Raw genomic sequence first — 13,394 nt, 5'->3', positions numbered from 1 at the left:
TAGTGACTAGCAACTTTCATTTTATGCCCAACATTTTGCCACTGTTGAAATTAATTTTTCCTTTTATCGTTTGCCAGAACGGTCTGTGTTTGAAAATTGGCGCGAACAAACACCACCTAATTTTGTTTTTACCGTCAAAGGTAGCCGCTATCTCACCCACATGAAGAAGTTAAAAGACCCGATAGAACCGCTATCTCGTCTGATGGAACGTGCATCTGGATTGCAAGAAAAGCTCGGCCCGATTTTATTTCAATTTCCTCATACCTGGCACATTAATCTTGAGCGTCTTCAGCCATTTTTGGAATTACTGCAAACTTACCCAAAACAAAAATTTACGGTTGAATTTCGTCACCCAAGCTGGTTGGTTCCCCAAGTTTACAAACTACTAGAAAGTGCAGGTGTAGCCCTTTGCTTACCTGTAAGCCCAACGGTTCCTCTTGATGTGTGTTTGACTACTCCTTGGACATATATCCGTATGCACAGTGGGCAATGGGATATTATGGGATATTGGCTACAGCGATGAAGAGCTATCTACATGGGCCGAGCGTATCCGTTCATTTCTGACGCAGGGGATTAACGTTTACGTTTACTTCAATAATGACCCCAATGGACATGCTATTCGTGATGCTCATAAATTGTATATTTTGTTGGGATGTTGTTGAAATAAGTATTAATCTGAACTTAATACTTAATATTAGAGGCAGTTAAGAAAAGGCAAATCCTGCCCCTATTAATAGTTAAAAACCTATTCCTTTACTTCAATTAGATTGGGTGACTGCCTAATAGGAAACAAGACTCGCATTAGCTGACTGACTGGTACTGAGCGCTGCTCTTGAACAAAAGCCAAAAACACAAGTGCAGCCATTCTTAATAAGCCTGAGAGAACAAACAGCCCTAACAAACCTTCGATAAAAGGTAGAGTCGTTAGAAAGCTACCAACACTGATACCCATTGCTCCAGTTATACCAGCAACTGCACCTGCGATCGCAAAGTAAGTAGATTGATAACGCACCGGCGATATTCCCATCATCAGATTGTTGGTACACAAATCAATTGCCGCCCACGTCCCGCCAGCTAGTATATGCAACAAAGGTAACCAGATCCAAAAAGAAATTTGATCGCTTCCAACTCCCAGCCACAGCAGAGGTGTCACCGCCACCAAGACTCCCACCAATAGCAGTAACGGACGATTCCCAATTCGGTCGGCTAGTTTCCCCCACAAAAGCAGCATTAACATGTTCGCACCAGTTCCTAAACCGTGATAAATCGTTACCACACTAATATCTATATCCAGGTTATCTAGCATATAGAGGTTAAAGAAGGGAGCGCTGATGTTAACAGCAAAGCACCAAATACTCAGGTAAAGTACAAACTTGCAAAAATTAGCATCTTTGAGAAAGCTAAAATCTATACCATGAGACTGGGGTTGGAATGTGTCTGAACCTGTGGCTGTTAAAAGCTGCGGGTTTACATCAGTCATCCAGAACTGACAGATTTGACTGATTAGCCCTAGCAAAATTCCTAGAACCAACATTGCACCATAGCCTTGAAGTGTTCCACCAGGCCAAACCGATACTGCTAAACCTAGCAACGGCACACCAATAAGGTTAGTCAAGCCGACAATGCTATTGCGAAAGCCAAAATATCGCCCCCGCAACCGTTGAGGTACTAACACAGCAGACCACCCAAGCCAAGGCGCACGACCGAAAGCTTCAATAATATTACTTAGCAATAAAATTGCCAATGTCAACTGTACTACTTGGTATCCAGCCAGATGAGATGAACTAACCAGCACAATCGCTGGCAGAAGAATCAACCACACCAACCGCGATGGGATAAAGATAGATATGAAATACCATCGAAAGCTGGTAGTTCTGTTTACCAAATATGCTCCCAGTGGTTGAAGCAGATTCACCATCTGAGGAATAGCGGCGAGCAAACCAATTTCTACTGGCCCAGCACCCAACTCTAGCAAGAAATTACTGAGCAACGCGCCGCCGATGACACCATAAAAAATCGTAGCAAACAGACTCTCATAAGTTAACGCTGTAAGGCTTGTGCGAATTTCTGGCTTAGAAATTTTCAAAAACAGTTTCGGAGTTGGAAAAAGTACCGTCTCTGTTAATGCCCTATCCTCTAAAATTTCTTGAATCGGGACAGGGGGAAGAGAACTAGCTTCTACTGAAATGTCATCTTCTTGGGACTGAACCATATTATCTAATCAATATTTAAAGAGTTAAATTGTTATAGCTACTATTAGCCACAATTAGTAAAACTTATATAATATTTCATCAATAAGCTTTAACGCATTGCAATTCCTTTATTGTCGAAAGGCTAAGGCGTGTTCTCAAACTACTCGTTTAGCCTCCTAAATTTTTAGATGCCTCTAAATCCAAGCCACTTGCTCTACTTGGAGAGATACCAGACGCTCGTTCGCCCTTGGCGTCTCCTCTTCTCCCAAAGGGAGAGGCTAGCGCCTGCCATAGGATACCCGAACGCGAATTTATCTTTAGGAGAAGGGCTGTAAGGAGAAGACCGCAAGACCGCATTCCCTTAAAAAGACTTGATTCAGAGTCTCTTAAAGCCCCCCAATTTATCGGGGGGTTGGGGGATCTAAGACTTTAAAAACACGCCTTAGTTCATAGTAAGTATTGACTATAGATTGCTTTCGCAGAGAAGACAGGCATATAGCTACGCTTGAGCTTCTAATCAAAAAAGCCAATTAATTGACATAAATTTAATTCTATGTATAGAGATTGCGCTAGAAACTTGTTTATATAAATATTTTTAGCAGCTAATGAATATTTTGTGGAGAGAAAATAATTGATATTTCCCAAATTCACTCTTAAGAATTAATACCTTTGCAAAGGAATCTTAAAATTTAGCTGGCACTAGTACACATAGACATAAATGATGCTGAATTATAACCAATAATCAGGATTGGGGTTGAAGTTGAACTTCTTTGAGTACTTTTACTAGATGAGATGGAGATAGAATTTCCACTCCGACGCTGTTTGTTTATTTAACCTGCTAGTATACAGCGATGCTAAATAACTAATAACCCAAGTTGCTAGTTACTCTTATGGGCGATCGCTTTGGGACAGTAAAGCAATAAAATGCCCTCCAAGAAGAGAAAATTAGGAGGGCTAAATGCTAAACGAAATAATTTCCATATATGCTATCATAGACGACCTGTTAAAGGCGATTGGGCATAATGAAGATTGTCGTCGAGAGATGAATGACGCAGAAATTATTACAACGGCAATAACATCGGCGATGTTCTTTAATGGTAATCATAGTAAGGCTTGTACCTATATGAAAGAACATAAGTTGATATCTAATATGTTAGAAAAGTCACGATTTAACCGGAGATTACACAGTGTCTCAATGTTAATCAACGACTTGTTTCATCAAGTGGGAATGGCACTGAAGGAAATTAGTGATTCCACTGAATATCTTTTAGACTCGTTCCCAGTGCCCATCTGCGATAACATCCGTATCTTTAATGTAAAAATAATACAGTCGGCGCAGTATAGAGGTTACATCGCATCGAAAAAACGATATTTTTACGGGGTTCGAGTTCAGTTATTAACAACCAAAAATGGTATTCCTGTCGAATTTGTGTTTATGCCTGGTAGTGCCAACGATGTACGTGCTTTAAATGCCTTACCCTTGAATCTACCACCTGGTAGTGAAATTTATGGTGATTCAGCTTACACCGACTACACGATTGAGGATGACTTGGAACAAACAAGTCACATTTCTTTAAAAGTCATGAGGAAAAAGAACTCCAAGCGTCAAGACCAGCCTTGGAATCAATATATTAAACAACATACTCGGCATTATATCGAAACTGTGTTTAGTAGTATCACTTGTGTTTTTCCAAAATCAATACATGCAGTCACTTATCAAGGGTTTTTACTTAAGCTACAAGCATTCATTTTTTCTTTTACTCTTCAACAAGCTTTTATTGAATAAGTAATTTATACAACTAATAGGCATTTAAGTAGCTGAATGCTGGCAACAATGGCATCGGCACGTTGGCGCTAGGCACCAACTTTGTTGTACGCGATCGCATGAATTGAGTGATAACAAGTGCATATCAGTCGATAACCAGCAACTTGGGTTAATATGGAACCAATTGCATAAGCCTTGAGGAAATTATTTACTAGAAATTTCTATCGTGAGGTATCATTGCTCATTCAACTGAATGTGCAACGATGGGCTATGGCCCCGCCAGAGGCGATCGCAGTACGAGTAATCAAAATTTTTTATGGCACAGACGGAAATTAACGATATATCGGCAGATAGCTCCTTAGTTGATCCAGAAAAAGACTTACTAGGACATGCGAACTTTGCCAAGTATCTAGCGGAAAGTATTTGCAGAATGTCTTATCCTGAAGGTTTCGTTATTGCAGTTTACGGTTCTTGGAACTCTGGCAAATCTACATTATTAAACTTTGTAGTTCACTATCTTCAGCAAAAGCCAGAGGAGGAGAAACCAATCATCGTTCCTTTTAATCCTTGGTTATTTTCTGGACACCAAAATATTACAAGGCGATTTTTTGACCAACTAAAAAATGTTTTAAGCCAAGAGTCATCTGTGCCAAAAGGTTTGAAGGAGAGAGTAGCTGATTTTGCCGCCGTTATTTCAGACATTCCTCTACCCTATGCTCAAACTGGCAAGGCATTAGTAGCATTATTGGACGATAAAGACAAGGAAGCTGGCGAATTAAAAGAAGAAGTAGAAGACACGTTAGCACAGCAGCAACGGCGAATAGTCATAACAATTGACGATATTGATCGGTTGGCTGCGGAAGATATCAAGCAGTTATTTCGTATTTTTAAAGCAATGCGAAATTTTACTAATATTGTCTATCTTCTGGTTTTTAATAAAGAAGTTGTAATGAAAACAATTGCAGATACTAAAGAAATATCTGAAGAAGCATACTTAGAACAGATTATTCAAGTTAGTTTTGAGTTACCTAATCCTGATAAAACTTCACTTCGCAGGTTGCTTTTTGAAAAGCTGGATTATATATTTTCTCAAACCTCAAAACAACAAATCAACCAAACTCGCTGGGGTGATATTTACTTTCAAGGAATAGAACACTTTATTACTAACATCCGCGATATTACTCGTTTTATTAACACTTTAACGGTGACGTATCCAGCAGTAAAAGATGAAATAAACCCTGTTGATTTCCTTGCCATTGAGTCTTTGCGAGTCTTTTGCCCAAAAATTTATAGTATAATCCATCAAAATCCTCATATTTTTGTAGGAGAGGTAAACCTTTCAATAGACGAACTCAAAAATCTTCTGAATACCTGGATTGCTCAACTGCGAGATGAAGACAAGCAGCCCGTTAAAAACCTACTAATACACCTTTTCCCTAAGTTAAAATTCATTTTGGGTAATACTTCTCTAGATGAAAAGCAATTGGAATGGCGCGAACAGCTACGTGTATGTAGTTTAGAAATATTTCCTATTTACTTTCGTCTGTCATTATCAGCAGGTGAATTGTCTAATATTCAGATAAAAATCATCCTTGGTTTAGTTGAAAATATAGATAAGTTTAGAAATTATTTGATAGAACTTACTAAACAAAAACTTCCAAACGGCACAACGCAAGCCAGGGTGTTTATAGAACAGTTAGAAAATTCTACTGAAGAAATTCCTGTGAATTATATCCCTTCAGTTGTAGAAGCTTTGTTTGATGTCAGCGAGCAATTATTATCTCAAGATGATGAATCTCATAGCATTCTTGCTTTTAGCAATGAAGTTATCATTAGTCGTTGTATCTCGCAACTCTTGTGTCAAATTAATGAAACATCACGGTTTGAGTTGCTAAAAAAAGTAATTACCCAAGGGAAAGCGTTACCAATAATTAATCATGAAATTGCAATATTAAAAGAGCAACAAAGTCAATATGGTACAGATAAATCTAACTATGATGAGAAATGGCTTGTGAATGCACAGCACCTCAAAAAACTAGAAGAAATGACTGACAGCATAGAGGTAAAAACTGATACTAACTATGAATAATATAAAATTTGGATTTATTTATAGTGTTTCTTGGTTCATACAATAAAGTTGGTTAAAAATAAATTTACTTCTTGGTGATAAAAACACTACTACTAGATATATAAATATTCTATAACCCACGAAAGATTTAGATATCTTCAGCACTTTCTAATATCGGGGAATATACTTTAATCCTCACAATGTACTCATGGAATCGTATGACGTTGTAATTATTGGCGCTGGTCATAATGGCTTAGTTTGTGCTGGCTACCTGCTAAAACCTGGTTACAGCGTTCTGTTATTGGAAGGGCGATCGCTCCCCGGCGGCGGTTCTACAACTGAAGAACTTATGCCTGATGAAGCACCTGGTTTTAAATTTAGTCCTTGCGCGATTAACCATCTGTTTATTTTCTTAGGGCCAGTCATCCAAGAGTTGGAACTGCATAAGTACGGCTTGGAATATCTTTTTTTACAAGTTTATTGGCATTGCAGGTCAATGCAATGGCATAACGAGTCGATGCAATGGCATAACGAGTCGATGCAATGGCATAACGGGTCGATGCAATGGCATAACGAGTCGATGCAATGGCATAACGGGTCGATGCAATGGCATAACGAGTCGATGCAATGGCATAACGAGGTTTTCGAGACGCGATAAATCGCCGTCTCTACAAGTGTTTTGGTCTTGTCTGAATTGTATTGCCATAGGACAGGAATTTTTTATAAAGCGACAAGTCTAATTATCTACTGAAGTTAAAGCCTATAACGGTGTCGATCGCAATGCTTGGATTATTGGGTGGAATCCCCAACAAGAGTTGTGGAATGGGCGTTTAGCGATGATTGGCTTTGTTTCTTACGTACTTTGGGATTTGGCTGGCTATAGTTTAGTACGTGATGTACTCCACTTGGTTCGCTAAATCTTCGCTTATATTTATCCCTCCTTGGGGAAATCAATAAAGAAAAACTTAGTAGCCCGAACAACAACAGTTTCTAGAAAGAGTTCACAAGAAGCTTGATCTGCCGATTTGTAATCAAGGGAATGAAAGTCAGATTTAATTACATCTACTTATTTCTACCTTTTTTGTTAATCCTAAAGCTAGATGTAATTTTTAGGACTAAAGGCGAAATTGTAATAAATAATCAAACAAGATAAGAACCATGACAACTGACAACGTAACCAATTCTAACAACACCGAACGCACGATACTTGAAGGTGGAAGTAAAGAAGCTCTCAATAAAAAAACCTCTGTGCAATTTCTACTTAGCACAACTTTGGGAGTTATAACAATTATCCTAGCTGCTGTAAGTGCTTATTATGGGCTTATTCGGTTTTAATCGGATTAATTGAAGCAGGATATTCTTGTTTTTTGATGACATTGAATAATTTCAGATATAATATGAGCCTCAGCAAAATATATGGTAGTGCTTTTAGTTTCTGAAAAACCCTTATTTGGGTAAAAGCACTGCCATATTTTTCTAAGGCTTGAACTTTCATTTTTCTCATCCAAGATGTTATCAAAAAACGATGCACGAGTCTATCGAAATAATCGAAAGGAGTAACTGTGAACATGGGGTTTGAAAAGCGGCAAAATGACCTAGTTTTGCCGAATTACCAAGCGCAAGATGCAGTCACTTAGCTTTGATACCCAATTGTGGGCACTTACCCCAAGTCGAGCGTCCTGAATTATTTACTGACGCATTGAACCAGTTTCTTGCTTATCACCTTTGATTAGGGGCTGGGAAACAATTGTTTTAATCCCGAATCCCCATTTTTTTTAAGGAGTATCACTTATGAAATTAAAGCCAATCAATCAACAAGTCGTTTCCGTCGTTGGAGCCTCCAGTGGTATCGGACGGATCACAGCTGTTGAGTTTGCTAGACGCGGGGCAAAAGATGACAGCTTATCTTCAAGCATGTCTGGCAAATCGCTACTTCATGGGATCGGTATTGGTTGCCCGTGCAGGTGAAATACTGTTGAGTGCAGGCTACGGCATGGCTAACCTGGAACATGATGTTCCCAATACACAAAAGACAAAGTTTCGCATCGGTTCCATTACCAAGCAGTTCACCGCGACAGCAATTCTGCAACTTCAGGAGCAAGGTTTGCTATCGGTGCATCAAAAGATTTCAACTTATTTGCCCGACTACCCTAACGGCGAGCAAATTAGCATCCATCAACTCCTCAATCACACTTCAGGGATTCCTAACTTTAATGAACTTGATAACTTCGAGCAGATAACGAAAATCAAAGTAACCTTAGATAATTTGATTGCCCGGTTTAGTGGTGAACCACTAGAGTTTACGTCAGGTGAACGCTCAACGCACATTCTTAGTAGATGAGACAGGCAAGGCATCAGGTGTAATACTACATCAAGGTGGACTAGATCGGGGTGGAGGAGAGCGTATGGCAACTAGAGTGAATTAGAGGTACGTTTAGTTCTATGAGGGCTAACAAAACATTGCTGCACTGTTTAAGAATCATCTATCCAGAGGCTGAAAACGAGGTTTTAAATTCTCTCCTTTTTAAGGAGAGTGAGGGAGGATCAAGCTTTAGCAGAACGAAGTACACTAATAAAGTTTTGAGCATAATTCTGCGTTGAGAAATCGAGAGCGCGTTGCCTGGCGGCTACTCCGGCACTTTGGGCAAACTCTTGCTCGTCAAGATAGCGGAGAATTGCGATCGCTAACTTCTCTGCATCACCGTAAGGTGTTAATAATCCATTCATGCCATCGGTAATAATCTCTGTCGGGCCGCCTGCATCACCAGCAATCACAGGTTTACCCAGCGCCATCGCTTCAATAATCACAATTCCAAAGGGTTCTTTATCCGAGGCATGAACGAATACATCCATCGCCTGCACCCACTCTGGAATATTACGCTGTAAACCAGCCATAATTACTTGCTCTTTCAAGCCCAAGGAGGCGATTTCAGCTTTTAAAAAATCCTCATAATCTGGTTCTAAATCGTGCTTACCGCCAACCACTACACAATGAGCATCAGGATACTTCTGTAAAATTTTTGGCATCGCTTGCACCAATACGTGCATTCCCTTCCATCGTTGCAATCGCCCAACAATTCCAATTAACGGCCCGTGTAAAGGTAAGCCTAGTTTTCGCCGTGCTTCTTCTGGAGACGGCAAAGCATTAGGCTCAAATCGGTCTAATGCAACACCAGGATAAACTAAAGGTGTTGGTCTGTGGGGCCAAATCTCTGCCTGTGCTTGCTTGCCATCTTGGGAGAGGGTGATAATTGCACGCGCTGGGATTAAAGTAGCGATTCGTACCAACCAAGTTTTATCGCTAGGCACTTCTAGCTGATACCATACAGCAGGTAAGCCCGCCAGCATCGCCGCCAAACCTCCAGATATATGCGTAATCCACATCCAATTGACAATTATATCTGCACGTTCGCGGCGGGCGATCGCAGCTATCCGAAAAACGGCAGCAATAAAACGGTAGATTTGGCGTAAACGTCCACTTTCCACAACTCGCGCATCAATACCAAGGGACTTTACTTGCTCAACCATCGGGCCGTCTTCTAAAAATATCACCAGCCACTCAACACCAGCATTACGCCCTTGCTGTACCAAATCCCAAAGCATCATTTCACCGCCACCTCGTTGCTCGGCCAGTGGCATTACAATAATTGCTTTCATAATATATTAGCCCTATTTAAGTTGTAAGATTTTGTTTTTAACTAACTACAAAAAATAATTTGCATCCAGTCAAATATTTTCGTGTTTATTCATAATTCTTTTGATGTTGATAATACTTGTGTCCTGCCATAGCCATAGCTAAAAATCCCCAAAGAATCATCCCTGCCACACTTAACATGCCGCTACCGATAATTAGCTGTGTGGAAGAACTGATACCAATAGCGCGGGCAGCACTAATAAAACTATCAAAACGACCTTCACCATAACTGCTGACACTGATAATTAAAAAAATTAATCCACCCATATAAAAGATGGCTCCAAACCAACCAAGGGTAAAAAACATATCTAAAATGCCACTATCAATAACCACTACTTCGATTTGTCCAGTTTTTTCGTTAACTTTCCAAATATTTCCTAAGCCATTACCTAGACCATTAGAAAGGGCTAAACCAAGGTTTTTATCGTAACTTCCCGATCTATCTTTAAAACTGTTATCTTCTTCAAGGTTAGAAAATGTTTCCAAACGGGCTGCTACAACACCAGCAATTGGTTCAATGGTTGTCAATGGCACAACACAAATTGCCATCACCACAATTATGATGATTAAGCGCATTTGAATGCGGGTTTTGACTGAACCCACGATCATAATTATTCCTAATAACCAGCCTCCCCAATTAGTACGTGCTTGTGTCAACAGGAAGGACAAGTAACCAACAACTGAAGCAGGAAAAATTAAGTTTCCTGAACTAGTAAATAACAAGAGCAACCCAGCTTGCATGACGGAACCAAAGGGGCCGACTGAGTGCAATGTACTCCAGACGCGCATTCCGAAAGGTACAGGGTTTCCAGAACTCATGAATAGTTTTGATTGGATGAGCCAGTACCTATCCCACTCAGGAGCTACCACAAATTGATATACGCCATAAGCTCCTAAAATTAACACAGACCAGAGAAATGTTCGCTGAATATTCTGGCGATAGCTGGGATAATCTCGCCAGTTGATAAATAAGTGAAAAGCGAAAATAATCGGACTAAGCCAATCCATCAGCCCACGTGCTACAGGGATTGGTGGGTTATAAATCAGACCGATTAGAAAGCCATAGAAGACTCCGATAAAAGCCAAAACAAACGGCAAGCCCCCTTGACGTGAGGCGCGGGGAAAGTGTCGCAAGAATGTTGCAATAGTTACAAATACTACCAAGTATGGTGCTATAAGCATCTGACGGGTAGCGTCCCAGCCCACGCGATAGTCAACCAAGCGGGTAGCTAAGGGCGTGAGAAACCAGATCCACCAAGTAAAGCTGATGTAGAGAATGGGATGCCGCAAGTATAAAAATATGGCTACTACTAAAGCCATCACCGGATAAATTAGGCGCAATGCAGCAGTCGCACCAGCAAAATAGCAAACTACAGTTAGTAATATAAAGCCTGCGATCGCCATCCAACCCTGTTGCGATCGCTCTTCGGGAGAATAGCTTTCTTGTAAAAAACTATTGAAAAGTATCTGTCTAGAATTCATTCAATTTTAGATTTTAGATTTACACATAAAAAATCCCAAATGGAATAATCAGTCTGCAATGACCAATGACAAATGACTAATGACCAATGACAAATTGTTTATATCCTTGCCAACGTCCCCGCCAAGATGCCAGTAATTTTTTCCCTGCCAACTGCCCTTGGCTAGGTAAAAATCTCAGCCATTGGACGAAACCCAAGCTATCGCATGTACCCACAAATACTGCCCATAATAAAAATATAATTCGGCGGATAAATGGCAAATGCTCTAATAAAACTAAGGTTTCATTATGGACTAAATTAATAAAGGCAATTTCGTTAAAATTATTTCGCTGATCTTCATCAAAACGTTGTGCCGGATAGTGATCTACAGCAACATTAGGATCGTAAATTATCTTCCAACCAGCCCGTTTTAATGTCAGAGTGAATGCCATTTCAAAATGTACCTGCGCTCCAGTACCGCGCATCCGCTCGTCAAAGCGCAGTTGTCCAATTGCTTGGGTACGAAAACTCATGTTTACGCCCTTGAGAATATCGACTTCGCGGGGTTCTCCTACTCCCAGGTGATGGTTGCCAATCACTCGGCCAAACCACTGCAACTGTCCCACTACTGGGCGGGATTCGTCTTCTAATTTGCTGCCGTGGTATATCCAATCACGCCCTCCCAGTCCGCCGAGATGGCTATCACAGGTAAAGTAAGCGGCGATGCGCTCTAACCAATCTGGGTGAGGTGCAGCATCATCATCAGTAATGGAAACGATATCACCCTCCACTGCTGCTAGTCCGGCGTTGAGGGCAGCTACTACTCCCGGTTGTGTGACTTTCACAGTATGCAATGGCAAATTGGGCGCGTTTAATTGCGCCAAGAATTCCCAAGTTTCTGCATCCGTGTCACGGACAACTACTATCACCTGATCAACGGGTTTAGTTTGCTCCTGTAGCGCCAAAAGGCAGCGTGATAGGTCTTGTGGACGGCGATAAGTCGGTATCAGAACGGTGTTCCGCATTATTGCTTAACTCCTCGAATAGATCCACATAAGTTTGTGCCATAGTAGTCCAGCTATGTTTTTCTGCCACAGAGCGAGCTGCTTTGCCCATTTGCTGTATGAGGGCGCGATCGCTCACCAAGGACATCAACGCCACAGCCAAAGCATCAATATCATCTGAGTCGGATAAGACGATGCCACATTCTGGTGTCACCAACTCTCCGCCTCCGGTAGCTGTGGCAGTAATTACAGGCAATCCTGAAGAAAGTGCTTCTAACAATACGAGGCTGCAAGCTTCGTATCGGGAAGGAAAAACAAATAAATCTACTGCTTGCATAATTTGGGGGATATCACGGCGAAATCCCACAAAATGCACGCGATCGCTTAACCCTAAAGATGCTGCTAATTCTGGGAAAGGACTACCTTGGGTGTGTCCCACCACTACTAAATGTAAATCTGGAACTTTCGCTAAGGCGTGCAGCACCGTATCTAAGTTCTTTCTAGGTGTGCGGATATCTCCGGCGAACAATGCTAAGGTGACATTCTCCGGTAAACCTAATTTTTGGCGGTCGCTTGCACCAGGGGCAAACTCTTCTAAATCAACGCCATTGACAATTACACGAATCCGAGAACGCGGCACACCAATGTTAACTAATTCCTGCGCTACCTTTTCCGATACCGCTACGACAACCTGCGCTTTTTGGAAAGCCTGTTTTTCCCAACGGGCATTAAAAGCCGTAAATAGCCATTGATATAAACCATACAAATCTCGGCGGTTGCGGGAAATATGAACAGGCGATCGCAACCATGAACTGTGGACAAAATGTACAGCATTTACATCAGCCGCAGCCAGGTTAATTGCGCCATTGACTTTAACTAAATCAATCTTAGAGCGATGTTGCCGTAACCAATCTGCACTCTTTTGGGCAAATATGAAATTCCGCACAAATTCTGTCGGATAGCCTTTGACTGGAATTGAAATCCAATTAACTTGACTATTATCTTCTAGTTCTGATGCGACTTCACTAGCCAATAATGTCAATTCATGACCACGACGAATTGCTTCTTGAGCTACTTCGTAATTTACCCGCCCTTGACCATCACCTTTTTTGATTTTATGAGTAACAATACAAAGTTTCATATACTACCTTGCTTGGTAAAATAAGCTGAAACAAAGACGCAAAGTAAAACTCTTACTTTTATTACCTTTG

The 13,394-nt window shown here is 40.9% G+C and carries 11 protein-coding genes and 3 pseudogenes; 9 read left to right on the top strand and 5 right to left on the bottom strand.

Annotation, left to right across the window (positions count from 1 at the left end; genetic code table 11):
- The first annotated feature begins 70 nt into the window (after nt 1–70).
- Nucleotides 71–523, top strand: coding sequence for a DUF72 domain-containing protein (locus CDC33_RS21605; RefSeq protein ID WP_280524431.1), 453 nt, complete (start codon nt 71–73; stop codon nt 521–523).
- Entirely contained in the window at nt 483–662 is a 180-nt protein-coding gene (locus CDC33_RS41365) for a DUF72 domain-containing protein (RefSeq protein WP_280524430.1), read from the top strand. The genes CDC33_RS21605 and CDC33_RS41365 overlap by 41 nt, the downstream gene beginning before the upstream one ends.
- 83 nt (nt 663–745) lie before the next feature.
- Here CDC33_RS41365 and CDC33_RS21600 read toward each other — a convergent pair whose 3' ends face one another.
- On the bottom strand, nt 746–2,212 hold the full coding sequence (locus CDC33_RS21600) for an MFS transporter (protein ID WP_109010596.1): 1,467 nt from the start codon (nt 2,210–2,212) through the stop codon (nt 746–748).
- Nucleotides 2,213–3,150: 938 nt separating this feature from the next.
- Between CDC33_RS21600 and CDC33_RS21595 the strand changes: the two genes are divergently transcribed.
- From CDC33_RS21595 to CDC33_RS21560, 7 genes and pseudogenes are all read left to right on the top strand, one after another.
- Entirely contained in the window at nt 3,151–3,978 is an 828-nt protein-coding gene (locus CDC33_RS21595) for an IS982 family transposase (RefSeq protein WP_109006873.1), read from the top strand.
- Nucleotides 3,979–4,273: 295 nt separating this feature from the next.
- Nucleotides 4,274–6,046 (top strand): KAP family NTPase, encoded by a 1,773-nt coding sequence (locus tag CDC33_RS21590; RefSeq protein ID WP_109010594.1) that lies wholly within the window; start codon nt 4,274–4,276, stop codon nt 6,044–6,046.
- Nucleotides 6,047–6,233: 187 nt separating this feature from the next.
- Nucleotides 6,234–6,491, top strand: a pseudogene (locus tag CDC33_RS21585) (FAD-dependent oxidoreductase); the annotation flags it as partial.
- A 295-nt stretch (nt 6,492–6,786) separates the two neighbouring features.
- Nucleotides 6,787–6,942, top strand: a pseudogene (locus CDC33_RS21580) (high light inducible protein); the annotation flags it as partial.
- A 241-nt stretch (nt 6,943–7,183) separates the two neighbouring features.
- Nucleotides 7,184–7,360 (top strand): hypothetical protein, encoded by a 177-nt coding sequence (locus tag CDC33_RS38980; protein ID WP_181374099.1) that lies wholly within the window; start codon nt 7,184–7,186, stop codon nt 7,358–7,360.
- Between the two features lie 456 nt (nt 7,361–7,816).
- Nucleotides 7,817–7,948: pseudogene (locus CDC33_RS40595) on the top strand (SDR family oxidoreductase); the annotation flags it as partial.
- Nucleotides 7,920–8,366, top strand: a complete 447-nt coding sequence (locus tag CDC33_RS21560) for a serine hydrolase domain-containing protein (RefSeq protein ID WP_369694337.1) — start codon at nt 7,920–7,922, stop codon at nt 8,364–8,366. The pseudogene CDC33_RS40595 and the gene CDC33_RS21560, both read left to right, overlap by 29 nt.
- A gap of 203 nt (nt 8,367–8,569) precedes the next feature.
- Here CDC33_RS21560 and CDC33_RS21555 read toward each other — a convergent pair whose 3' ends face one another.
- The 4 genes from CDC33_RS21555 to CDC33_RS21540 form a co-directional block, all read right to left on the bottom strand.
- A complete protein-coding gene (locus CDC33_RS21555; RefSeq protein ID WP_109010590.1) occupies nt 8,570–9,682 on the bottom strand; it encodes a glycosyltransferase family 4 protein in 1,113 nt (370 codons plus the stop codon).
- Between the two features lie 85 nt (nt 9,683–9,767).
- A complete protein-coding gene (locus CDC33_RS41980; RefSeq protein ID WP_109010589.1) occupies nt 9,768–11,201 on the bottom strand; it encodes a glucose-6-phosphate isomerase in 1,434 nt (477 codons plus the stop codon).
- Between the two features lie 76 nt (nt 11,202–11,277).
- A complete protein-coding gene (locus tag CDC33_RS21545) occupies nt 11,278–12,204 on the bottom strand; it encodes a glycosyltransferase family 2 protein (RefSeq protein ID WP_109010587.1) in 927 nt (308 codons plus the stop codon).
- Complete coding sequence (locus CDC33_RS21540; protein ID WP_109010586.1) at nt 12,122–13,324, bottom strand: glycosyltransferase family 4 protein; 1,203 nt, start codon at nt 13,322–13,324, stop codon at nt 12,122–12,124. Before CDC33_RS21540 ends, CDC33_RS21545 begins: the two co-directional genes overlap by 83 nt.
- Between the last annotated feature and the right edge of the window lie 70 nt (nt 13,325–13,394).

This window comes from Nostoc commune NIES-4072, assembly GCF_003113895.1.
Lineage (GTDB): Bacteria > Cyanobacteriota > Cyanobacteriia > Cyanobacteriales > Nostocaceae > Nostoc > Nostoc commune.
Note: the sequence above shows the minus strand (reverse complement) of the source record. Positions and strands in the feature narration are given on the sequence as shown.

Bases quoted from the DNA above. Each gene is read 5' to 3' on its own strand.
- CDC33_RS21600 (WP_109010596.1), bottom strand. From the start codon at position 2,212: ATGGTTCAGTCCCAAGAAGATGACATTTCAGTAGAAGCTAGTTCTCTT.
- CDC33_RS21595 (WP_109006873.1), top strand. From the start codon at position 3,151: ATGCTAAACGAAATAATTTCCATATATGCTATCATAGACGACCTGTTA.
- CDC33_RS21590 (WP_109010594.1), top strand. From the start codon at position 4,274: ATGGCACAGACGGAAATTAACGATATATCGGCAGATAGCTCCTTAGTT.
- CDC33_RS38980 (WP_181374099.1), top strand. From the start codon at position 7,184: ATGACAACTGACAACGTAACCAATTCTAACAACACCGAACGCACGATA.
- CDC33_RS21560 (WP_369694337.1), top strand. From the start codon at position 7,920: ATGACAGCTTATCTTCAAGCATGTCTGGCAAATCGCTACTTCATGGGA.
- CDC33_RS21555 (WP_109010590.1), bottom strand. From the start codon at position 9,682: ATGAAAGCAATTATTGTAATGCCACTGGCCGAGCAACGAGGTGGCGGT.
- CDC33_RS41980 (WP_109010589.1), bottom strand. From the start codon at position 11,201: ATGAATTCTAGACAGATACTTTTCAATAGTTTTTTACAAGAAAGCTAT.
- CDC33_RS21545 (WP_109010587.1), bottom strand. From the start codon at position 12,204: ATGCGGAACACCGTTCTGATACCGACTTATCGCCGTCCACAAGACCTA.
- CDC33_RS21540 (WP_109010586.1), bottom strand. From the start codon at position 13,324: ATGAAACTTTGTATTGTTACTCATAAAATCAAAAAAGGTGATGGTCAA.